The sequence below is a fragment of the Sporichthya brevicatena genome, from assembly GCF_039525035.1.
Classification (GTDB): Bacteria; Actinomycetota; Actinomycetes; order Sporichthyales; family Sporichthyaceae; genus Sporichthya; species Sporichthya brevicatena.
Genome location: NZ_BAAAHE010000007.1, coordinates 373,625 through 396,774, shown reverse-complemented (window position 1 = coordinate 396,774; position 23,150 = coordinate 373,625). Strand labels below are relative to the sequence as shown.

19 protein-coding genes are annotated in these 23,150 nt (G+C 70.1%); 6 read left to right on the top strand and 13 right to left on the bottom strand.

All coding sequences use genetic code 11. The features are described from left to right. Positions 1-7: 7 nt before the first annotated feature. From ABD401_RS05095 to ABD401_RS05070, 6 genes are all read right to left on the bottom strand, one after another. On the bottom strand, positions 8-1,576 hold the full coding sequence (locus tag ABD401_RS05095; RefSeq protein ID WP_344602273.1) for a class I adenylate-forming enzyme family protein: 1,569 nt from the start codon (positions 1,574-1,576) through the stop codon (positions 8-10). 11 nt (positions 1,577-1,587) lie between these two features. Continuing rightward, positions 1,588-1,968 carry a hypothetical protein gene (locus ABD401_RS05090; protein WP_344602271.1) on the bottom strand — a complete coding sequence of 127 codons (381 nt, stop codon included), beginning with the start codon at positions 1,966-1,968 and terminating at the stop codon, positions 1,588-1,590. A gap of 81 nt (positions 1,969-2,049) precedes the next feature. Beyond that, complete coding sequence (locus ABD401_RS05085) at positions 2,050-2,910, bottom strand: nitroreductase family protein (RefSeq protein ID WP_344602269.1); 861 nt, start codon at positions 2,908-2,910, stop codon at positions 2,050-2,052. A gap of 124 nt (positions 2,911-3,034) precedes the next feature. After that, positions 3,035-3,811 carry a VWA domain-containing protein gene (locus ABD401_RS05080; RefSeq protein ID WP_344602267.1) on the bottom strand — a complete coding sequence of 259 codons (777 nt, stop codon included), beginning with the start codon at positions 3,809-3,811 and terminating at the stop codon, positions 3,035-3,037. 170 nt (positions 3,812-3,981) lie between these two features. Beyond that, positions 3,982-4,866, bottom strand: a complete 885-nt coding sequence (locus tag ABD401_RS05075) for an AAA family ATPase (protein ID WP_344602265.1) — start codon at positions 4,864-4,866, stop codon at positions 3,982-3,984. A 4-nt stretch (positions 4,867-4,870) separates the two neighbouring features. After that, the gene (locus tag ABD401_RS05070) at positions 4,871-5,986 is read right to left on the bottom strand and encodes an NDMA-dependent alcohol dehydrogenase (protein ID WP_344602263.1); all 1,116 of its coding nucleotides are present in this window, start codon (positions 5,984-5,986) and stop codon (positions 4,871-4,873) included. A 272-nt stretch (positions 5,987-6,258) separates the two neighbouring features. Between ABD401_RS05070 and ABD401_RS05065 the strand changes: the two genes are divergently transcribed. Further along, positions 6,259-7,917, top strand: a complete 1,659-nt coding sequence (locus ABD401_RS05065; protein WP_344602261.1) for a peptide ABC transporter substrate-binding protein — start codon at positions 6,259-6,261, stop codon at positions 7,915-7,917. Between the two features lie 114 nt (positions 7,918-8,031). Here the strand turns inward: ABD401_RS05065 and ABD401_RS05060 are convergent, their stop codons facing one another. After that, positions 8,032-8,502: a MarR family winged helix-turn-helix transcriptional regulator gene (locus tag ABD401_RS05060; protein WP_344602321.1), complete on the bottom strand. Its 471-nt coding sequence runs from the start codon at positions 8,500-8,502 to the stop codon at positions 8,032-8,034. A gap of 110 nt (positions 8,503-8,612) precedes the next feature. Between ABD401_RS05060 and icmF the strand changes: the two genes are divergently transcribed. From icmF to ABD401_RS05035, 5 genes are all read left to right on the top strand, one after another. Further along, positions 8,613-11,870, top strand: coding sequence for a fused isobutyryl-CoA mutase/GTPase IcmF (gene icmF, locus ABD401_RS05055; protein WP_344602259.1), 3,258 nt, complete (start codon positions 8,613-8,615; stop codon positions 11,868-11,870). Between the two features lie 29 nt (positions 11,871-11,899). Further along, a complete protein-coding gene (locus ABD401_RS05050; protein WP_344602257.1) occupies positions 11,900-12,760 on the top strand; it encodes a 3-hydroxybutyryl-CoA dehydrogenase in 861 nt (286 codons plus the stop codon). 73 nt (positions 12,761-12,833) lie between these two features. After that, entirely contained in the window at positions 12,834-14,006 is a 1,173-nt protein-coding gene (locus ABD401_RS05045) for an acyl-CoA dehydrogenase family protein (RefSeq protein WP_344602255.1), read from the top strand. 219 nt (positions 14,007-14,225) lie between these two features. Continuing rightward, complete coding sequence (locus ABD401_RS05040; protein WP_344602253.1) at positions 14,226-15,026, top strand: hypothetical protein; 801 nt, start codon at positions 14,226-14,228, stop codon at positions 15,024-15,026. Further along, the gene (locus tag ABD401_RS05035) at positions 15,023-16,624 is read left to right on the top strand and encodes an ABC transporter substrate-binding protein (protein ID WP_344602251.1); all 1,602 of its coding nucleotides are present in this window, start codon (positions 15,023-15,025) and stop codon (positions 16,622-16,624) included. The genes ABD401_RS05040 and ABD401_RS05035 overlap by 4 nt, the downstream gene beginning before the upstream one ends. Positions 16,625-16,754: 130 nt before the next feature. Here the strand turns inward: ABD401_RS05035 and ABD401_RS05030 are convergent, their stop codons facing one another. From ABD401_RS05030 to ABD401_RS05005, 6 genes are all read right to left on the bottom strand, one after another. Then, a complete protein-coding gene (locus ABD401_RS05030) occupies positions 16,755-17,459 on the bottom strand; it encodes a hypothetical protein (RefSeq protein ID WP_344602249.1) in 705 nt (234 codons plus the stop codon). Continuing rightward, a complete protein-coding gene (locus ABD401_RS05025; RefSeq protein WP_344602247.1) occupies positions 17,459-18,868 on the bottom strand; it encodes an Ig-like domain-containing protein in 1,410 nt (469 codons plus the stop codon). The genes ABD401_RS05030 and ABD401_RS05025 overlap by 1 nt, the downstream gene beginning before the upstream one ends. Beyond that, on the bottom strand, positions 18,868-19,362 hold the full coding sequence (locus ABD401_RS05020) for a hypothetical protein (protein WP_344602245.1): 495 nt from the start codon (positions 19,360-19,362) through the stop codon (positions 18,868-18,870). The genes ABD401_RS05025 and ABD401_RS05020 overlap by 1 nt, the downstream gene beginning before the upstream one ends. A gap of 75 nt (positions 19,363-19,437) precedes the next feature. Next, complete coding sequence (locus ABD401_RS05015) at positions 19,438-19,938, bottom strand: hypothetical protein (RefSeq protein ID WP_344602243.1); 501 nt, start codon at positions 19,936-19,938, stop codon at positions 19,438-19,440. Between the two features lie 446 nt (positions 19,939-20,384). Continuing rightward, a complete protein-coding gene (locus ABD401_RS05010; RefSeq protein ID WP_344602241.1) occupies positions 20,385-21,242 on the bottom strand; it encodes an alpha/beta fold hydrolase in 858 nt (285 codons plus the stop codon). After that, entirely contained in the window at positions 21,239-22,957 is a 1,719-nt protein-coding gene (locus tag ABD401_RS05005) for a PHA/PHB synthase family protein (RefSeq protein WP_344602239.1), read from the bottom strand. The genes ABD401_RS05010 and ABD401_RS05005 overlap by 4 nt, the downstream gene beginning before the upstream one ends. Positions 22,958-23,150: the final 193 nt, after the last annotated feature.

Here is a 23,150-nt window from a genome sequence, read left to right as displayed (position 1 = left end):
CGGTCCATCAGATGTTGCGGCCGAGGCCGGCCCAGTACGGCGCGCGGACCTCGCGCTTCGCGACCTTGCCGTAGGTGGTCTTCGGCAGGGCGTCGACGACGTCGACACTCTTCGGCTTCTTGTAGCCCGCGAGGTACTGCCCGCTCCAGGAGATCAGCTCGGCCGGGTCGACGGTCGCACCCTCGACCGGGACCACGACCGCGTGCACCGCCTCGCCCCACTTCTCGTGGGGCACACCGATGACGCAGGCCTCCGAGACCGCGGGGTGGGTGATGAGGACGTCCTCGATCTCGTGCGGGTAGACGTTCAGCCCGCCGGAGATGATGAGGTCCTTGAGCCGGTCGAGGATGAACAGGTAGCCGTGGGAGTCGACCATCCCGACGTCGCCCGTGTGCAGCCAGCCGCCGGCGAGGGTCTCTGCCGTCGCCTCGGGCCGGTTCCAGTACCCGGCCATCAGTGTCGGGCCACGCAGGCAGATCTCGCCCGCCTCGCCCGGCGGTACCTCGTTGCCCTCGGGGTCGAGGATCTTGAGCTCGATGCCCACCCGCACTCGACCGACGGACCGCTCGCGGCCGTCGCCGTCGTGAAGTGAGTGCTCGTCACGGGTCAGGACGGTGCCGGACATCGGTGACTCGGTCTGGCCGAAGCACTGCACCAGCACGGGGCCGAGCGCCTTGAGTGCGCGCTTCTGGTCCTCGCGGTACATCGGGGCGCCGCCGTAGCAGATCCACTGCAGGCTGGAGACGTCCCGGTTCGGCAGGTCCGGGTGCTCGACGATCATCTTGATCTGCGTCGGCACCAGGAACATCGCCGCGACGCGGTAGCGCTCGACCTGCTCCAGGAACAGCGCGGTGTCGAACCCCCAGCGCTGGTGGATGACCTGCGTGCAGGCCTTCATCGTGAACGCCAGCGAGTTGTGCCCGGAGCCGTGGGACAGCGGCGCCGCATGCATGCCGACGTGGGTCTGGTCCATGCGTTCGACGTCGGCCAGCGTCGTCAGGCACTGGTAGATCAGCACGCGGTGCGTGAGCATCGCGCCCTTGGGCCGGCCGGTCGTGCCGGAGGTGTAGGCGATCCAGGCCAGGTCGTTCTCGGCGACGTCGACGCTGACCAGGGGCTCGCCGGACTGCGCGGCCAGGGTCTGGTCGAGCAACTCGTCCGCGGGCAGCTCGGGACGCGCTGCCCCCGGGTCGTGGCAGACCACGCGGGCCAGGCCCGGCAGGTCCGGTCGGGCCTTCGCCACCGCGGGCAGGCCCTCGGCGTCGGTGAGCAGGACCGTGGCACCGCTGTCAGCGAGGTGCCAGGCCAGCTCGTCAGCGGTGAAGGTCGCGTTGAGCGGGACGACGACGCCGCCGGCCTTCCAGGTGCCGTAGAGCGTCTCCAGAAACTCGGGGCAGTTGCGCAGGTACAGCGCCACCCGGTCCCCGCGCTGCAGGCCGCCCGCGAGCAGGGCCCGCGCCCACGCGTCGGCGCGAGCACAGGACTCGGCGTACGTCCGGCTCTCTCCCTCGAAGATGAAGGCGGGGTGGTCGGGGTAGCTGCGCGCCGCGTTGGTCAGCAGATCTCCGGTGTTCACCTGACCACCCCTCACGCCAAGCCGCGGGCGGCGCGCTCACCCGGGCTGCGCCGGTAGACGTCGCTGTAGGGGCGGACCAGAACCTTCACGCCGTTCTTGATGAAGAACCCGCGGATGTGGTTCTCCCACTTGGTCGCCTGGGAGTCCGGCAGTTCCTGCGCGCGGACCCACTGCTTGAGCGCCTTGAGCTGCTTGTTGCGCTCGACCGATCCGGTGGGGACGAGGTCGGTCGTGGTGGCGATCAGCGTGTCGGGGTCGACGCCGATGTGCGCGCAGAACTTCTCGAGGATCTCGCACTTGGCGGCGGGGTCCTCGCGAACCGGCTGGAAGCCGCGTCCGGGCGGCTCCTCCAGCCAGCGCTGCACGGTCTTGTAGTCGCGGAAGTCCGGCATTCGTACCTACCGATCGGGACGGGGACCTGACGGATCAGGAACAACTGAGTGGGGATGAGCTGCGGGGAGATCCGCAGCGACTCAGTCGTCCTGGTCCTCGGGGTAGCCGTACATCCGCGCGAGGAACATGAGCTCGTCGCGGCGACCGGGCAGCGGGGCCGGCGCCTGCAGGAGCTTCTCCCGCTCCATCTTCTCGACGACCTTCGGGTCGCGCCGGAACGGCGTCTGCGCGTTGCCCTCGAAGAACGTCGACTCGAACGGCTGCCGCGGACGCTGGCCGCCGGCCTCGACGCCCTCGGCCGGGTAGCCGACGAGCTGCACCCACACCGGGATCCAGTGCTCGGGGACGCCGAGGATCTCCTTCACCCGAGCCTGCTTGTTGGGGCGGGCGATCATGTGCAGGCAGGTGCCGAGCCCGGCGTTGACGGCCGCCAGGACGGTGACGGCGCAGGCGCCGACGGTCTCGGAGTGGGCGATCGTCGCCGACGCCTCGTGCGGGAGGTCGTGCAGGAGCTCGTTGATCGCGGCCATGCCGGCGGGGGTCTCGACAGCGCGCTCGATCGCGTCGACGATGCGGGTCTTGGACCAGCCGTAGGCGGTGGGCACCGCGCCGACCTCAATGAGCTGCTGTGTGCTGGTCGCGAACGATCCCGGCCGCGCCGCCTCGGGGTCGGCGAAGATGTAGATCCAGACCGGAGCCTGGACGTGGGCGCCCTGCCAGTTGTCGGCCTGCAGAAGCTCCTCGCGGATGTCGGGGTCGAGCTCGTCGCGCCACACCACGACCGCACGCCACGGCTGCAGGTTGCCGGGACACGTCGTCCAGCGCATGACCTCCAGGATTTCCTGAATCTTCTCGCGCTCGACCGGCTGGTACGTCTTGAACCAGCGCGTGCTGCGCCGGGTGCCGACGACCTCGAGGAACTCCATCTCCGTGACCTCCATTGGTCCTGCGGGGGGTGTGGCTCGCTGTCCGCAACCCTCGCGAACCGCGGCCCCCGGGACAATGGAGCCGACTACGAACCCCGAACCCCCGATTTGGAGCGCCCTCCAAGTACCTGAGGATGTCTCAGCGGTCGAGCAGGGAGAGGAGGGCGGCGGGGGCGGCGGAGGACCCGGTCATCGGGGCCCAGCGGGCCCCGGTCCGCGCCGCGAGGTCCTCGGCCTGCTCGCAGCCCTCGGCCGGGGCGAGGATGACGAGCTCGGGCACGCGGGACGCGACCGGGATCGGGTCCTCGTCGTCGGTGGCCCGGCAGTCCGAGAGCAGGACGACGACGCGACGGGACGCCCGCGAGCGCTCCAGCTCGTCGGTGGCCGCCCGGAGCGCGGTGGCGAGGGCGGTGACGCCGTGCCCGCGCAGCCCGAGGATCGCGTCGACGACGGTCTGCGGCGCGGCCGGGGCGTCGATCGCCTTGAGCACGGAGACCTCGCGCGCGAAGGAGAGGACGGCGTACTCCCCCGGGGCCCGCAGCGCGCACGCGGCGGCGGTCAGGGCGGCGGCCGCGAGCCGCTCGCCGCCCATCGACCCGGACGCGTCGACGAGCAGGCACAGCGCGAGCTCGGGTCGCGACCACGTCCGCGCCGTCAGGTCACCCAGGTGCGGCGGGCGGCGGAGGGCCTTGGCGTCGACCACGGCCGGCATCGAGGCGTCGAGGTCGAGGTCGCCGCCCCGGTCGGCCGGGACGTTGCGCAGCTTGCCGATGCCGCGCGCCCTCGGCGGCCCGGTCCGGACGCGGTCGAGCACGATGCGCCCGGCCAGCTGCCGCGCGGCCGCGCGGAGCTTCTCGTCGGTCGCCCGCGCCATCTCGGCGAGCAGCGCGAGGGTGGCGTCCGGGTCGGCGGCCATCGCGTCCTCGGCCGCCTGAACGTCGAGGACACCGACCTCGGGGGACAGCTCGGCGAACCGGGAACGGTTCGCGAGCTGGTTGCGCCCGATGGTGCGGTCACCGGGGGTGGGTCGTGGCCGCCGTTTCGGGCCTCCCCCGGGAGCCGGGTCGCCCGCCTGCGACGGCGGGCTCAGGCTCCCCCCGGGTCATCACCGCCCGAGTCCTCGCGCGGCTCGGCCCCGAACACGGCGACGTAGAGCTCGCGCACGACGTCCTCGGGTGCCCGGCCGATCGACTCGGCCAGCCGGATCCGCCCCGACAGGGCGACGAGCGCCGCGTCGAGGCCCACGGTCCAGTCCTCGACGTCGACGCCGCGGCGCCGGGCGAGGGCCCCGCACAGCCGCGCCATGTCGATGGCCCCGCGCACCGAGGACCCGACGCGGATCTCCGGGTGCTCGCGGGTCCGCCGGACCAGGTCGACGACCTTCGCCCCCCACTCGCCGGGAACACCCGGCGCCCGGAGGTCGAGGATCGCCCGCTCGTCGACGGCGTCCTGGTAGCCCATCGTGATCCGGCAGACCCGGTCGTAGATGGCGGAGGAGATGCGCGCGGTGCCGACCGCGTCGAACGGGTTCATCGCCGCGACGAGCCGGAAACCCTCGGCCGCGACGATCCGCCCGTACCGCGGGACGGTCAGCTCACCCTCGCTCATCACGGTGATGAGGACGTTGAGCGTCTCCTCCGGGATGCGGTTGGTCTCCTCGACGTAGAGGAGCGCCCCCGCCCGCAGGGCCTCGGCCAGCGGGCCGTCGACGAAGGTCTCCGGCCCGTAGCCCCGTTCGAGCACCAGCGCGGGGTCGAAGTGGCCGACCAGCCGAGCCGGCGTCAGTTCCGCGTTGCCCTCGACGAAGACGAAGTCAGTCTTCTCCTCTGCTGCGACCGAGCGCAGCAGCGTCGTCTTGCCCGTGCCGGGCGGGCCCTCGAGCAGCACGTGCGCACCGGAGTCCAGTGCGGCGACGAGCAGCTCGACCTCGCGGGCCCGCCCGACGACGTTGCTGGGTGATTCGTCGGTCACCAGATCAGTGCTCGTGGACGATGACGCCGCGGACGTTCTTGCCGGCGAGGAGGTCGTCGTAGCCCTCGTTGACCTCTTCCAGCTTGTAGGTCCGGGTGATGATCTCGTCGAGCTTGAGGTCACCGCTCTGGTACAGCCCGAGGATCTTCGGGATGTCGGTGGTCGGGTTGCAGTCACCGAACAGCGAGCCCTGGACCGTCTTGCGGAACAACGTCATCAGCGCGGACGGGATCACGACGTTGTTCAGGTCGAGCTTGTTCAGGCCGGTGATGACGACCTTGCCGCCCTTGCTGATCGTGTGGAACGTGGTCGTGACCTGAGGTTCCGTCACGAGGTCGGTCGTGATGATGCCCTTGTCGGCGCCGACGCCGCGGGTGAGCTCCATCGCGAGCTCCATGGCCTCCTCGGAGGTGGCGACCGCGTGGGTGGCGCCCAGCTCCAGCGCCTTCTCCCGCTTGTTCTCCAGCGGGTCGACGGCGATGACGTTCTTCGCGCCGGCGTACCGGGCGCCCTGGACGGCGTTGATGCCGATGCCACCCACACCGACGACCAGGATGGTGTCGCCGGGCTGCGTGTCGGCGGTGTTCACCGCGGAGCCCCAGCCGGTCGGCACGCCGCAGCCGACGAGCACGGCCTTCTCCAGCGGCAGGTCCGCGTCGACGGCCACCACGGAGTTCTGGTGGATGGTGCCGTACTGGCTGAACGTGCCGATCATGCACATCGCGCCGTACTCACCGCGCGGGCCGGTGTTCGGGAACGGGCGGGGACCGGGCAGGTTGCCCTCGAGGATCGTGGCACCCATGTCGCAGATCGACTGCCGACCGGTCGCGCACCAGCGGCAGTGGCCGCAGTTCGGGATGAACGAGCAGACGACCTTGTCGCCCGGCTTGACCCGGGTGACACCGGGGCCGACCTCCTCGATGATCCCGGCGCCCTCGTGCCCGAGCACGATCGGAGTCCGGCAGGGGAGGTCACCGTGGGCCACGTGGATGTCGGAGTGGCACAGGCCGGCATGGGTGTAGCGGATCAGGACCTCGCCCTCGCGGGGGCCGTCGAGATCCAGCTCCTCGATCTCGATCGGCTTGCCGGGTTCGTAGACGACGGCGGCCTTGGTCTTCACAGGCGGGACACCTCCACTGCGTTGTGGGGACTGCTTCAGAACTGACTTGTGGTGCAGCTCATAGTCGGGACACCGTGACCCTATGCAGCGGAGGCGGCTGTGGGAACGGTCGAAGCGGCGCCCGGCCGTTCCCCGATCGAGCTCCCCGGCGTGTCGAGACCAGGACCTTGGCCGAGTTGACCGTTTTTTTCGCTTCACGTTTCTGTGAACAAAGGGAGTGAAGCGAATAGTGTTCAAATCGGTACGAGCTGTAGTGCGATAGGAGCGGCGGAATGCGACGAATGATGCGGAGCCGGAGGTTCGCGGGCCTCGCGGCAGGCATGTCGGCCGTGCTCGCCCTGAGTGCGTGCAGCGACGGCGGCGGTAGCGGCGCCGAGGGCGACGACGACACCATCACCGTCCGCGGGTGCAACCCGTCGTTCCCGCTGACGCCGGCGGCGACCAGCTCGAACTGCGGGCTGAACATCCTCAACAACGTGACGGCCCGGCTGGTGCACTACTCCAGCAACGGCGAGGCGCGCACGGACCTCGCGGAGTCGATCAGCACCGACGACGCCAAGACCTGGACGGTGCGCATCCGCGAGAACGCCGAGTTCTCCGACGGCACCCCGGTGACCGCCGCGAGCTTCGTCGACGCGTGGAACTACGCCGCGTACGGGCCGAACAACTCCCCCAACGCGAACCTGTTCTCGCCGATCGTCGGCTACGAGTCGGTCCACCCGCTCGACCCGGACGGCGAGGAGGGCCTCGGCCAGGCGCCGCCGCCCAGCTCGACGCAGCTGTCCGGCCTGACGATCGCCGACGACCGCACGTTCACGATCACGCTGCGCGATGCGGACGCCACGTTCCCGCAGCGTCTCGGCCTGGTCGCCTTCGCGCCGCTGCCCGCGTCGTTCTTCGAGGACAACGGCCAGGAGTTCTCCGAGGAGCCGATCGGCGCCGGCCCCTACGTGATCAAGGAGTGGGAGCCGGGCGAGCGGATCAAGCTCCAGGCCTGGGACGACTACAGCGGTCCGTCCCGCGCGAAGGTCAAGAACGTGATCTTCAAGATGTACGACAACGACGAGGCCGCCTACAACGACGTCGTCGCGAACAACCTCGACGTCACCGACGTCATCCCGGCCGGCGCCCGTGAGGACGAGCGCTACCAGGACGACCTCGACGACCGTTGGGTCGCGAGCCCGTACGGCCAGATCCAGGTGCTCCGCTTCCCGGACGAGGACGAGGACCGCACGTACCGCTCCGAGCGGCTCAAGCGCGCGATCTCGATGGCGATCGACCGCACCGAGCTCGTGAAGCTGGCTCCGGGTCGCGCGCTCGTCCCGGCCACCGGCTGGACCCCGCCCGGCGTCGCCGGCTACGAGGAGAACCGCTGCGGCCGGACGTGCCTCTACGACCGGGACGACGCCCGCGACGAGCGCAACCGTGCGGGTGGCTACAACGGCACGATCAAGATCACCTACGACGCCGAGACCCCGACCGTCTCGAACCCGTCGATGTGGACCGAGGTCTGCCGCCAGATCACCCGGGCGCTCAACGAGCCGTGCGAGGTCGTCCCGGCGTCGGCGAAGCGGTTCCAGGACCTCATGACCGACGAGGAGACCGAGGACCTGCTGGTCATCGACAAGACGATGGCCTACCCGTCGATCGACGACTTCCTGGTCCCGATGTACTCCCGCAACGGCGTGTCGAACTGGTCCGACTTCCGCTACACCCGGTTCAACGACGAGCTCAGCCGGGCGGCGTCGCGACCGAACCTGGACGAGGCCTTCGACACCTACGCGCGGGCCGAGGCCCTGCTGGTGAACGACATGCCGTCGGTCCCGCTCTGGTACACGAACTCGCTCGCCGGGTTCTCGGACCGGGTCACCGGGGTCAAGCTCGACATCTTCGGTCTCTACGACCTGACGTCGATCGGCGTGACGCGCTGACCAGCGGAAACTGATCGACCCCGAGGTGGGCTGCGCCGAGTGGCGCAGCCCACCTTGTCGTTCCCGGGGGCCTCGAGCAATTATTTGGGCGTCAAAATATTCACCCGGTGAGACCTACGCCCAGGGGTCATGCGCGGCAGCGTCGAAGTCGTTCCCCCGCTCGCGGATCCTGCGCAGCAGCGCAGTGAGCGCGACAGCGGTCTCTCGGTCGACCCCGGGCAACGCGAAGTCCGCGGCGTTCAGCGCCGCGGTCGCCTTCTCGACCAGATCACGTCCGTCCGGTGTGATGGAGGCGAGCACACGGCGCCGGTCCTCCGGCGCCGAGCGGCGGCGCACCATGCCGGCGCGTTCGAGCTTGTCGACGGTGTTGGTCACCGACGCCGGGTGCACCATGAGGCGTTCACCGATCTTCCCCATGGGCAGTTCACCCTCACGGGTGAACGCCAGCAGGCGGAGCGCCTCGAACGAGGCGAAGGTCAGCCCGAACGGCTTGAGCGTCCGGTCGATCTCCCCGAGCAACAACTGCTGAACCCGCATCACCGAGGTCACGGCCGCCATCTGGTCGGCGTGCTCCGGCCAGCGCATCTGCCACTGCCGATGCGCCTCGGCGATGGGGTCGAAGTCCAACGGCACGCGAACAACCTAATTGCCCCCCGTCTGAGCACCAGTCAGAGCACCAGTCAGGAGCGCCCCCGATGACGGAACTTCACGTCCCGGCCAACCCGGTCCGGTTCGTCACTGCGGCCAGCCTGTTCGACGGACACGACGCGTCGATCAACATCATGCGGCGGATCCTCCAGGCCCAGGGCGCCGAGGTGATCCACCTCGGGCACAACCGCTCCGTCGACGAGGTCGTGACCGCCGCGATCCAGGAGGACGTCCAGGGCGTCGCGGTCAGCTCGTACCAGGGCGGCCACATCGAGTACTTCAGCTACCTGAAGGAACTCCTCGCCGAGCGCGGTGCCGGCCACGTGCAGGTCTTCGGCGGCGGCGGAGGCGTCATCGTCGCCGAGGAGATCGCGTTGCTGCGCGAGCGAGGCGTCACGATCTTCTCCCCGGAGGACGGCCAGAAGCTCGGCCTCGCCGGGATGATCAACACGATGATCGCGACCTGCGACGTCGACCTGGCCGCCACTCCCCCGGCCAGCACGGACGCGCTGCTCGCGGGTGAGACCGCGACGCTGGCCCGGACGATCACCGCGATCGAGGCCGGCAAGCTGCCGGCGGACCTCGCCTCGGCGATCGAGTCCGCGGCGTCGGCCCGCAGCGTCCCGGTCCTCGGCATCACCGGCACCGGCGGCTCCGGCAAGTCCTCCCTCACCGACGAGCTCGTCCACCGACTGCGGCTCGACCAGCAGGACAAGCTGCGGATCGCCGTCATCGCCGTCGACCCGACGCGGCGCAAGGGCGGCGGTGCGCTGCTCGGTGACCGCATCCGCATGAACGGCCTGCACGGTTACAACCGGGACGGAGGCGCCGGCCAGGGCAACGTCTACTTCCGCTCCCTCGCCACCCGCGGCGGCGGTGCCGAGGTGCCGAGCTGCCTCACCGAGGTGATTCAGGCGTGCAAGGCCGCAGGCTACGACCTGGTCATCGTCGAGACCCCTGGCATCGGCCAGGGCGACGACGCGATCGTCCCCTACGTCGACCTCTCGCTGTACGTGATGACGCCGGAGTTCGGCGCCGCGTCACAGTTGGAGAAGATCGGCATGCTCGACTTCGCCGACGTCGTCGCGATCAACAAGTTCGAGCGCCGCGGCGCCGAGGACGCGCTGCGCGACGTCGCCCGGCAGATCGCGCGCAATCAGGGCCTCATGTCCTCGGACTGGCAGAACATGCCGGTGTTCGGCACGAGCGCCGCGCGCTTCAACGACGACGGCGTCACCGCGCTCTACCAGCACCTCAAGGGCCTGCTCGGTGAGCGCGGTCTGCCGCTGGAGCCGGGCACGCTGCCCACGGTCGAGGTCAAGGCGTCGAGCCACCTCAAGACGATCATCCCGCCGAACCGGGTGCGGTACCTGGCCGAGATCGCCGAGACCGTGCGCGGCTACCACGAGCAGACCCGCAAGGAGGTCGAGCTCGCGCGGCGGCGTCAGCAGCTGCGGTCGACCAAGGACCTGGTCGCGACGCGCAACGGTGACACCGGCGTGCTCGAGGTGCTCCTCGACGAGACCGAGGCGGAGCTCAGCGAGGACAGCAAGGCGCTGCTCGCGTCCTGGCCGGCGACGGTCGAGGCGTACAGCGGCGAGGAGCACGTCGTGAAGATCCGCGACAAGGAGATCAAGAACCGCCTGTTCCGCGAGTCCCTGTCGGGGACGAGAATCCCGCGTGTCGCGCTCCCCCGCTACGGCGACGAGGGCGAGCTGCTCCGCTTCCTGCGCAGCGAGAACCTGCCCGGCGAGTTCCCGTACACGGCCGGCGTCTTCCCCTTCAAGCGCGAGGGCGAGGACCCCGCGCGCATGTTCGCCGGTGAGGGCGACCCGTTCCGCACGAACCGCCGCTTCCACCTGCTGAGCAAGGGTCAGCCGGCCACCCGCCTGTCGACGGCGTTCGACTCGGTCACGCTCTACGGCCGCGACCCCGACCTCCGCCCCGACATCTACGGCAAGGTCGGCACGTCCGGCGTCTCGATCGCGACGCTCGACGACATGAAGGCGCTCTACGACGGCTTCGACCTGACCGCGCCGAACACGTCGGTGTCGATGACGATCAACGGCCCGGCGCCGACGATCCTCGCGTTCTTCCTCAACACCGCGATCGACCGTGAGCTGGAGAAGAAGGCCGCCGAGCTCGGTCGCGAGCTGACCGAGGACGAGGCCGCCGAGGTCCGCGCGTGGACGCTGTCGACCGTCCGCGGCACGGTGCAAGCCGACATCCTCAAGGAGGACCAGGGCCAGAACACCTGCCTGTTCTCCACGGAGTTCTCGCTCAAGATGATGGGCGACATCCAGGAGTACTTCATCCAGAACAAGGTCCGGAACTTCTACTCGGTCTCGATCTCCGGGTACCACATCGCCGAGGCCGGGGCGAACCCGATCAGCCAGCTCGCGTTCACGCTCTCCAACGGCTTCACCTACGTCGAAAGCTACCTCGCGCGCGGCATGGACGTCGACGACTTCGCGCCGAACCTGTCGTTCTTCTTCTCCAACGGCATGGACCCCGAGTACTCGGTGATCGGCCGGGTCGCCCGCCGCATCTGGGCGGTCGCGATGAAGGAGAAGTACGGCGCGAACGAGCGCTCGCAGAAGCTGAAGTACCACGTGCAGACCTCGGGCCGTTCCCTGCACGCGCAGGAGATGGACTTCAACGACATCCGCACGACGCTGCAGGCACTCATCGCCCTCTACGACAACTGCAACAGCCTGCACACCAACGCCTACGACGAGGCCGTCACGACCCCGTCGCCGGAGTCGGTGCGCCGGGCGCTGGCGATCCAGTTGATCATCAACCAGGAGTGGGGTCTGGCGAAGAACGAGAACCCGCTGCAGGGGTCGTTCATCATCGACGAGCTCACCGACCTGGTCGAGGAGGCCGTGCTCCGCGAGTTCGAGCGCATCTCCGAGCGGGGCGGCGTGCTGGGCGCGATGGAGACCGGCTACCAGCGTGGGCGGATCCAGGACGAGTCGATGCTCTACGAGCAGCGCAAGCACGACGGCTCGCTGCCGATCGTCGGCGTCAACACGTTCCTCCCGCCGGACGGGGAGCGGGCGCCGGTCAAGCTGGAGCTCGCCCGCGGGACCGAGGAGGAGAAGCAGTCCCAGCTTCACCGGGTCCGCGACTTCCAGGCCCGCAACGCCGAGGCGGCTCAGGTCGCCATTCGGCGACTGCAGGAAGCGGCGATCGCGGGGGAGAATGTCTTCGCCGTGCTCATGGATGCCGCTCGTGTTTGTTCTCTGGGCCAGATCACGGAAGCATTCTTCGAGGTCGGCGGCCAGTACCGGCGCAACGTCTGACGGCGCGCGCCTGAATCGAAGGAGTAGGGATGGCGGAGATCCAGCGGGTCGGCGTCGTGGGTTGCGGGCTGATGGGCTCCGGCATCGCGGAGGTCTGCGCTCGCGCGGGCCTGAACGTCACGGTCACCGAGGTCAGCGCCGAGGCGCTGGCGGCCGGGCGCAAGCGCGTCGAGTCGTCGCTGAGCCGCGCGCTGCAGCGCGGGAAGCTCGACGAGGCCACCCACGCGGCGACGCTGGAGAAGCTCTCGTTCACCACCGACATCGGTGAGTTCGCGGACGTGGACCTCTCCATCGAGGCCGTCGCGGAGAACGAGCAGATCAAGCTCGACATCTTCAAGACGCTCGACAAGGTGATCACCTCGCCGGACGCGATCCTCGCGTCGAACACGTCGTCGATCCCGATCATGAAGCTCGGGATGGCGACCTCGCGGCCCGACAAGGTCGTCGGCATCCACTTCTTCAACCCGGTGCCCGTGCTCAAGCTGGTCGAGCTGGTCACCTCGCTGCTCACCTCGCCGGAGACCGCGGAGCGCTCGTCCGCGTTCGCCTCCGGGGTGCTCGGCAAGCACGTCATCCGCTCACAGGACCGCGCCGGCTTCATCGTCAACGCCCTGCTGGTCCCGTACATCCTCTCGGCGATCCGGATGATGGACTCCGGTTTCGCCTCGGCCGACGACATCGACAACGGGATGGTGCTCGGCTGCGCCCACCCGATGGGCCCGCTCGCCTTGGCGGACCTGATCGGTCTCGACACGATCAAGGCGATCGCCGACTCCATGTACGAGGAGTTCAAGGAGCCGCTGTACTTCGCCCCGCCGCTGCTCCTGCGCATGGTGGACGCGGGCCTGCTCGGCAAGAAGAGCGGGCGCGGGTTCCACGACTACCACTGAGCACTGATCCCCCAGTTCTCACCGCACTGCCCATCAATTTCCGCCCCGACTACACACAAGGGACGTCCCCAGCATGGCCGGTTATCAAGGCAACTCCGACTTCGACGCCTGCACGCTGCCGAAGGACTACGAGGACCTGCGCCAGTCGGTGCGGTCGCTCGCCGAGGAGCAGATCGCTCCGCACGCGCACGACGTCGACGAGCAGGGTCGCTTCCCGAAGGAGGCCCTGGACGCCCTGCGCCAGGCCGGCTTCGACGCGCCGCACGTCCCCGAGGAGTACGGCGGCCAGGGCGCCGACGCGCTGGCGACGGTGATCATCGTCGAGGAGGTCGCGCGGGTCTGCATGTCCTCGTCGCTGATCCCCGGCGTGAACAAGCTCGGCTCGCTGCCGCTGATCCTCTCCGGCTCCGAGGAGCTGAAGAGCAAGTACCTGACGAAGCTCGCGAACGGCGAGGGGATGTTCTCCTACTGCCTGTCCGAGCCGGAGGCGGGCTCCGACGCCGGCGGCATGAAGACCCGCGCGGTCGCCGACGGCGACCACTGGGTCCTCAACGGCACCAAGTGCTGGATCACCAACGCCGGCGAGTCCGAGTTCTACACGGTCTTCGCGGTCACCGACCCGGAGAAGCGCACGCGCGGCGGCATCAGCGCCTTCGTCGTCGAGAAGAACGACTCCGGGGTCTCCTTCGGCGCCCCCGAGCGCAAGCTCGGCATCAAGGGCTCCCCGACCCGCACCGTCAACTTCGACAACGTGCGCATCCCCGCCGACCGGATGATCGGCGAGGTCGGCACCGGCTTCACCACCGCGATGCGGACGCTGGACCACACCCGCATCACGATCGGCGCCCAGGCCCTCGGTGTCGCGCAGGGTGCGCTCGACTTCGCCGTCGAGTACATGAAGGAGCGCAAGCAGTTCGGCAAGGCCATCGCCGAGTTCCAGGGCCTGCAGTTCATGGTCGCGGACATGGCGATGCAGATCGAGGCCGCGCGTCAGCTGGTCTACGCCGCCGCGGCGAAGTCCGAGCGCGAGGACAAGGACCTGACGTACTTCGGCGCCGCGGCCAAGGCCTACGCCTCCGACGTCGCCATGAAGGTCACGACCGACGCCGTCCAGCTGCTCGGCGGCTACGGCTACGTGAAGGACTACCCGGTCGAGCGGATGATGCGCGACGCCAAGATCACGCAGATCTACGAGGGCACCAACCAGGTCCAGCGCATCGTCATCGCGCGGTCCCTGCTCAAGTAGGTCCGCAGCGCTCAAGATCATTGAGGATCGACCCAGCGCAACCGCGAGGCCCCCACGGTCACGGACCGTGGGGGCTCGTGTGTTTTTCACGTGCCGTTCGCACGACCTTTGGGTTCCGCTTGGGGTTGGGCTTGCTCGGCGCGGGTTACACACATGGGGCGGAATGTTCCTCATGTTCCGTTTGCCCACCTGCCGACAACCACCATCGGAGACACCTCGATGGCGAACGGGTCGCCGGACCCCGACGCGGCCAGGTCCTCGGACGCCGACCTCGATCGGCTCCGGCACCTGGCCTATGTCGCGTTGCCCCCCGCCCTGGGGCGGACCCGCCGAGCCCGGGTCGCCGACGACCTCGCGCGGCGCAATCTCGCCGACGGGGCGCGCTGGTCCGTCGCGCGTGACCGTCTGATCCCCGAGGTCCTGCGGGTCAGTCCGCACCCGAGCGGAGTCGGTGCGCTCGCGGCCCGCGTGGGTCGCGGCGGGCCCGAGTCACCGGCCGAGGCCGCCCTCGCCGCGATGACGCCCGCGACGCGCGCCGCGTACGTGCTGACGCGACTGGAGGGCGTGGACGCCGAACGCGCGGAGGCGCTGCTGCGCCAGGCCGGCGTCGCCGACCCGCGGACGGCCGTCAGCATGGCCGAACGCGCGGACCTGACGCCGGCGGACGTGCGCGCCGTCGTCGTCCCCGTCGTGACGTCCTCGCGGCGGCCGCGCATCATCGCGGCCGCGGCGGCCGTGCTGGTCGTCGGCGTCGCCGCCCCGGTGATCGCGGTGACCACCGGCGGCGGCAGCACCGACACCCCCGAGCAGGTCTCGAACACCACGCCGGTGCAGCAGCAGCCCGACGCGGACGCGATCGCGAAGGCGGTCCAGCTGGACCGGGACCTGCGCCGCATCCTCGACCGGCTCGACGACGAACTGGCGCGCCCGGATCAGAACAAGGCGGAGATTCAACGGCTGCGCACCCTGCGCGCGGCCGTGATTGCGGAGCAGAAGCGACTGGGTGGGAGCACACCATGAGACGGCCGGTACCTCGACATCTGCGCGCCGCCCTCCCCGTGGCGGTCGCCGCCGCACTGCTGGTGTCCGCGTGCGGCGGAGGCGGGAAGTCGCAGGACGTCGCCGAGGCCGCCCCGGTCGGCGACACCCTCTCGAACCCGCAGGACTCCACCGACAGCACGGCCGCGCTGGTCAAGGCGGTCGCGGACTACCTCGACGCGCAGGCCGAGAAGCGTGGCAAGGGCAGCCCGGAGGACGCCGCGACCAAGGCGCTGGCCGAGGCCGTCGCGAAGGCTCAGGCCGACGACCCGCTGCCGGCCGCCCCGGTCGCGGCCGGAAAGGCACCGGTCAAGCAGTCCAAGCAGCAGGTCGAGTCGCTGCGCGCGGCGAACAGCTACGAGGGCGCGACGTCGGCGAAGGCGAACGCCCGGATCGCGGCGCAGAAGAACGGCGTCACCGACGTCGGCGTCACGCAGGACGCGATCAAGATGGGCACGGTGACCATGCACGGCATGGCCCTGGGCAACGTGCTCGCGACCCCGCTCGTCAACGGCGTCAAGGCGACGTTCGCGTCGATCAACGACCGCGGCGGCGTGCTCGGCCGGCGGCTCTCGCTCGTCGACTGCGACGACGGTCCCGGTGAGGTCTCACGCTCGAAGGCCTGCATCAAGAAGCTCGTGCAGCAGGACAAGGTCTTCGCGTTCCTCGGCTACTCGAGCTGGGCGTCCGCCTCCGTGCACTCGGACCTCTCGACCTACCGCATCCCGGCCATCGGCACCTGGGCGTACTCCCAGACCGAGTGGCAGGACTCGTACATGTTCCCCACGCACATGTCGATGATTCACGAGGCGATGGCGAACGCCCACTGGGTGAAGAACGTCATCAAGCCCAAGACGTACGGCCTCGTCTGCCTCGCGAGCCCGGAGATGCAGCTGGCCTGCCAGCAGGTGCAGAAGATCCTCGACGAGTCCGGGGCGAACCTGGTTCGCAAGCTGGACGTCGCGATCTCCGAGACGTCGATGTCAGCGCAGATCCTCTCGATGCGCGCGGCGAACCCGGACCACATCGTCCACTACGTCATCAACCCGGCCACGATGGTGAAGTTCATGGTCGAGGCCGCGCAGCAGGGTTACTACCCGTCGAAGGGCATCTCGGGGAACCACCTCGCGGCCGAGGTGCTCGGCTCGCTGTTCGGACAGCACCCGGTCGGCCGGTACTGGACGAACACGACCTACAAGCTGTGGGGCCCGGAGTTCATGGCGACCATGAACAAGTACGCCCGCGGCAACAAGGGCCTGAACCACCACATCGTGCAGTCCAGCTACGTCGGCGCGCTGGTGTTCGAGAAGGCGGCCAAGGCCGTCGGCCCCAACCTGACCCGCGAGCGGCTGATGGCTCAGCTCGGCAACGGCGACGTCTACGCCGCCGACGCGACGCTGGACCAGCGCTTCTCGTGGGCCCCGTCCGAGCGGTACGGCCAGAACTGGAACAACGAGTACGGCCAGGGCCGCGAGTACATGTACAAGTACACCTCCACCAACACCGTCTCGAACCCGGACGGCACCCCGTCCGGTTTCGAACCCGACCCCGACCAGTTCGTGATCTACACGAACAAGTAGGGGCGGCCCGTAGGCGTTGCCACTGTTCTGAGGACCCGTCAGCCAGACGGTCGCCGACGGCAGAGGCAGCGGGGTTGGTGGGTGAACACCGCGCGAAGGCCCGGTTCCGGCGGACCGGGCCTTCGTCGTGTCAGGCCGAAGCGCGTCGCCGGCGCGTGACCGTCATCGTCCCCGCTCCGAGGAGCACGAGCCCCGCTCCGAGTGCGAGCAGCTCCACCCCGACGCTCGCCCCGGTCCCGGGGAGGCCCACTCCCCCGACTTCACCGGGACCCCGCGGCCCCGCCGGGCCCGGCTCCGTCGGCCGGGGGTCCGATCCCCCCGAACCCGGCACCTCCACCGGCGGCCGGTCGACTCCCCCGACCTCCGCGGCCGTCGCCGTCCCCGCGTACCGCAGGGTCACCACCGCCCCCTGACAGCCGTCCTGGTTGTCGGTCGTGTTCAACATCGTGAACCGCGGCAGGTCGGCCGACGCGACGCCGAGATTGGAGAGCCTGGTCGACGAACCCGGCGCCAGCACAACGCCCGACACCGACGACAGCTGGACGATCTCGAAGTCCGCCGCCGAGCAGGGCCCGCTCGCACCACTCGCCGGGGTGACCGACTCGAGGGAGATCGTGAGGTCCTGCAGCGTCAGGTCGACGGCGTTCGGGTTGCTGAGCTCCAGGTCGATGACACCGGAGGCGCCCGGGTAGAACCCGTCGGCCGGAGAACCGGCGATGCCGAACGGCTGCAGGGCCACCGGGGCGTCGACGGCGGTCGCGGTGCCCGCGGAGGTGACGGCGAGCACCGCCCCGGCGGCCAACGTCGTCAGCGGACGGCGGACACTGCCGGCCATCACTGCTCCTCCGCCTCGGGCGAGGCCTCCGGCTCCGGCCCGTCGGCCGGGTCGGTCGGTTCGCTCGCCGGGGGCTCCGCCGGTGTGACGTCGTCCTCGACCTTGGCCCCGGGTGAGGTCGTCGGCGGCGTCTCGGCCGCGGGCTCCGGCGTCGGGACCGGCGTCGGGACCGGCACCGGGCTGGGCGCCGGGTCGGGCGTCGGCTCGGGTGTCCCCGGCGGTGCCGGGGACGGCGTCGGCGACGGGGTCGTAGCGGTGTCGTCGGCGGGCGTGGGCTCCGCGGCCGGCTGCGGGTCGGGCGAGGTCGGCTCGCCCTCGTCCGAGCCCTCCGCACGGTCCAGCTTGAGGGTGCGGACGGTCTCGTTGCCGGCGGCGTCGGTCTGGGTGACCTTCACCGTCGTCAGGCCCTTCCTCAGCGTGATGCGAGTGCGGAAGTTCCCGGCGGCGTCAACGGCCGGACTCTCGTCGTCGACCACCGCGTCGTTGTTCGCCTTGATGCGCACCCGCGGCTTGTCGCCGGCGGCTGTGCCGATGACCCCCCGCAACTCGCGTCGCTTGCCCGCCCCGGCCGAGGTCACCTGCAGGTCCGGACCGGTGCGGTCGACGACGACCGCGGTCGGCTTCGAGGTGAGGCTGCTGATGCCGTCGCGGACGGCGGCGGCCACGACCGAGTGGGTGCCCTCGTCGAGATCGACCGGCGCGAGGTACCTGCCCTTGGCGTCGACCTCGTCGCGCCCGATCTCGGCGCCGTCGGCGAAGAGGACGACGGTACTGCCCGGGTCGGCGGTACCGGCCATCCGCATCTCGTCGGCGTTGGTGACCGAGTCACCGTCGACGCCGGAGTCAGCGGCGAGGACCAGGACCGGGGCGCTCGGAACGCCGAGGCTGAGGATGGGGTTGACGGTCGGACCGCCGACCTCGGCGCCGACCCCGCCGAACTCCGGGAGCAGGCCGACGGACAGGCCCTCGCTGAAGATCGACTGCAGGACCGAGGTGTACGCGGGGTTCCGCGACACCCACTGGTGTCGGACCGCCACGACTCGATAGGCGCCCAGGATGTTGGGGATGAGACTCGTGGGCCCGTTGCAACTGGTGGCCGGCGGCAGGATCTCGCAGACGGTCGACCCGTCCGCCCGGGTCACCCGGTACTTCAGCGGCGCCGGGCCGGCAGTCGGTGCCTGGGCGGTGAAGTGCAGGTGACCGGAGACCGGGAGCCCGAAGAGCTTGACGGTCACGACCGCGGACACCGCTGCTCGCGGTGTGCCCATGGCAGCCGCCTTCGCCGAGACGGACGAACTGGTCGAGGTGGCGGTCCAGTAGGCCCACGCGGGGGCACCCGTTCCGAGCAGAGCGAGTCCGACCACGCCCGTGGACATCAGCGCCGAGCGGCGCGCGAGCGGCCGGCGCATCACTGCACCGCCGTCACGGTGACGGGAAACGTGAACGTTCCACCCTGGCAGGCGTTCTGCGCGTTCACGCCCATGACCACAGCGTTTGCGAGCACGACGGACGGCACGTCGGCGGCGAGCACGACCGGCAGCGCGGTGAAGTTGAAGGTGATGTCGGGGTGGGTGCAGCCCGGCGCGTTGGTCACCGTCGTCGAACCGGGACCAGGGGTGATGGCCTGGATCGTCAGTGCGCTGGTGTGAGGAACCGTCAGCAGGAGATCGAACGCCGCTCCTGGGTACACCCCTGTAGCGGTGCCGGTCGCGGTGAACGACGTCGCCGTCGCCAGGGTCGTGGATCCGGAGATCGTGCCCCCGGCGCTGAAGTACGCCCAGGCCGGCGCAGCCCCGACCGCGACGGAACCGGCCATCGCGACGACCGCGAGCCGTCGGGCGTTCCGGACCGGACGCGGCGCGTTGCGCCGCCCCCAGATCCCGGACCGCAGTCCGCTTGCCATGACATCCCCCTCGACGTGACGTGAAGCAACGGCGCCCGGTGGGGCGGAGCGCGCGCCCCGCCCCACCGGTGCGAATCAGGCCGTCCGGGCCGTCAGCTCGACGCTGACGATGATGTTCTTGCCCTGGCAGGCGTTCTGGTCGTCGGCGGAGTTGACCATCGTGAGGAACGTCCCGGTCGGACCCGAGATCGTGATCGTGTCGTTCGCCTGGACCAGGAAGGGCAGCATCCCGGTCGGCAGCGGGCTGAGGGTGAACCACGGCCCCGATCCACCGTCCATCGCGGCCTGGCAGGCCGCGTCGTCGGACGAGAACACCGGCGTACCGAAGCTCGTGACCTCCACGTCGAAGCCGTTGGTGTTCGCGACCGAGACACCGACGACCTCGACCGAGCCGCCCGGGTAGAGGCCGTTCTCGATGGTGAACGTGGCGGGGCCGAGGCCGGCCATCGTGGAGAGCTGGGTGCTGCCGGTGGCGGTCCCGCTGCTGCTCCAGTAACCGAACGCGGCCCCGGCGCCGAGGGCGACGACCGCGGCGGAAGCGGCGACGGCGGTGATCTTCTTCTTGGTGATGCGCATGTCAGGTTCCCCCCAGAGGGACGAGTGATGGGTGAGTGGCTCGTTCTGACGTGGGATCAGTTCGCTCGGCAGCCGGCCACGAGTCGAAAGCATGCGGCCGGGCCGAACGTGCTCGCAGGGAATTCCCACGGAATCGGTGACGCTGCGTCACCAATTGAGCGTTCCCCAAGATCGGGAACTGGTGAACGACGGGAACCAGAAGCGCGCGGCGCGCGTCTCACTTCGCCCTCCGCGCCGGGAGGCGGCGTGTCGACCCGCGAAACGCGGGCTTCACGACAGGGTCTTACAAAGACCGCTTCACGATCTTGTCGAGGAAAGCTGGCCGTCCGGTTCGAGCGTGTTGCGCGGAACGCGTCGACATCGTCCGGTATGTCCGCGTGAGAAACGCACGGCCCTGACGACCCATCAGGTGACGGGTGGTGAGGTTGTTATCGGGATCGAGCGTCTCAGCGCTCGTCGAGGAAGTTCTCGATCACCGGTGCGAGTTCGGCGGCCTCGGTCAGCAGCGCGAGGTGGCCGCCCCGGTAGATGTGCAGCCGGCCGTGCGGCAGGGCCGCGGACATCAGACGGGCGTTCGCCGTCGGGATGATCGGGTCGTCGTCGCCGGCCAGCACGAGCGTGGGCTGGCGCACCATACGCAGGGCGGGCAGGCTCGCCCAGCCGGTGCCGGCGCCGAGCTGGTACAGGTAGCTGCGCACCGGCGTCGCGCTCGGAGCACTGTGGAGCATGTCGACGGTGCCGGCCGGGTCCTGGCGGGCGGAGCCGCCGTAGAGCTCACCGGCGATGCGCTTCGCGTAGGCCGGGTTGCGGTGCCGGCGGGGCGTCGCCATGCGCGCGAGGGTGCGCGGGTTCGGTGGGACGCACATCCAGCCCGTCGCCGTGGCGACGAGGACGGCGCGGTGGCACCGGCGCGGGTTCTGGAACGCGAACTGCTGCGCGAGCGCGCCGCCCCAGGAGATGCCGAGGACGTCGGTGCGGTCGTACCCGAGGCGGTCGACGGCGAGCCGCAGGCAGCGCGCCATCGTGTGCATGATGTACGGCGCCTTCGGCGGCGGGGACGTCCCGAGGCCGGGCGGGTTGACCGCGATCAGCGGACGCTCCGGGTCGAGGTGCTCGACCAGCAGGTCGAACAGCGACGAGGACGTCCCGATCCCGGAGCACAGCAGCAGGGGCATGCGCCCCGGGGCCCCGGGCCAGTGGCTGACCTCGAGCGGCCGGCCGACGTCGAGGATCTCGGTCCGGGCCTTCCGGAGCGGCTCCCGCGGGGCGGGGCCGGCGGCGTCGAGCGGATGCGTGGCGGTCATGTGGCCAGCACGTAGGTGCCGGGCGCCGCGACGATCACGGGGTGGTCGGCGGAGCCGGGTGTCGACGGCGCGTCCACCATCTCACCTCCGTGTTCGTGCAACCACTGACTGAAGTCGGGCCACCAGGAGCCCTGAACCGTCTCGGCGGCCTTCAACCAATCATGCGCGTCGGAGGGGGTGCTGTCCGCGATTCGGAAGCTCGCCTTGGGATTGGTGGGCGGGTTCACGATCGAGGCGACGTGCCCGGCGCTGGACAGGACGAATCGACTGTTCCCGCCCAGAAGTTGCGTACTGGCGTAGCAGGACTCCCACGGGCACAGGTGGTCGTTGATCCCGCCGGTGATGTAGGTGTCGACGGTCACCGCGCCCAGGTCGACCGGCGATCCGAGCATGGTCGCCATCCCCGGGTGGACCAGCGAGTTCTGCTGCGCCATCTCGAGGAAGTCCTTGTGGAGCGAGGCCGCCATGCGGGTCGTGTCCGCGTTCCAGAACAGGACGTCGAACGGCCGCGGCGATTTGCCCATCAGGTAGCTGTCGACCCAGTAGTTCCAGATCAGGTCCCGGGGCCGGAGCCAGGCGAACACCTCGGCGAGCACCCGACCGTCGAGGTAACCGCGGGCGGCCGACGAGCGTGCCGCCGCCTCCGCCGCGGCCGGGGTCAGCAGCGCCCCGGCGACGCCGGCACGGGACTGATCGAGGACCGTCACCGACCAGGCGGCGGCGGACACGTTCGCCAGGCGCCGGGTGTCGGCGAGGTGGGCGAGCACCATCGCGCTCAGGATGCCGCCGGAGCAGAACGAGAGGAGCGAGACGCTCTCGCTGCCACAGATGCTCCGGGCGGTACCGATCGCATTCACGATCGCGTCGCCGTAGGTGTCGAGGTTCCAGGCGGAGTGCCGGACGTCCGGGTTGCGCCACGACATCACGAACACCTGGTGCCCCTGGCCCACCAGGTACTCGACCATGCTGCGCCCGGGCGCCATGTCGGCGACGTAGTACTTGTTGATCACCGGCGGCACCAGCAGCAGGGGGATCTTCCGGACGGTCGGGGTCGTCGCGTCGTACTGCAGCAGCTCGTAGACCGCCGTCCGCTCGACGACGGCGCCGGGAGTGGCGGCGACGTTGACGCCGACCTCGAAGGCGTCCGGCTCCACCATGCGCGGGACGCGGGGCGGGGCGGACAGGTCGCGGACCAGGTTGCGCGTCCCGCGCACCAGGCTCGCGCCCTTGGTCTCCTTGGCGGCGGCCAACGCCTTCGGGTTCAGGACCAGGTTGTTGCTGGGCGCGGTCGCGTCCAGGAGGTTGCTCACCGTGAGCGTCACGCGGTGACCGCTGTTCTCGTCGAGCCCGGCGTTCGCGACCAGCTCCTCCGCCGACGCCGAGACGGCCAGGTGGGCCTGGAGCGCCCGGCGCAGCACCGGGTTCTCCTGCCACGCGGGGTGTGCGTAGCGGGCGTCCTTGGGGTGCGGCGCCAGCTCGGACCGGCCGGCGGCGACCTTGGCCAGCTCGCCGGTCAGGGCCGCGCCCTTCGTGAGGACCGTCCGCGGCCGCCGCACGAGGGCCCCGGCCAGCTTCAGCGTCGAGGACGGGGTGGGGACGAGGTTCCGCCAGGAGCCCTCGGTGGCCCGGGACAGCAGCAGGTCGAACGGGACGCCGACCTCGACGGCTTCCTCGTTCCGGCCAGGATTTCTGGGCGCGCCGTTACGTGCGCTCATGCCGCGACCACCTCCGGGACAGGGGGTTTTCGGGTGGGACCGAGCGGGGAGCCAGGCCGGAACCGTCAGGTGATCCGACCGGGTGTGCCGAACACTAACGGGAAACGTGCAAATTTCACGGGTGAGGGCGAATCAGCTTTTGGCCGTCTTTGTGGGTTCCCTGACCTTCCCCTGCTTCCATGACCAGGAGGGG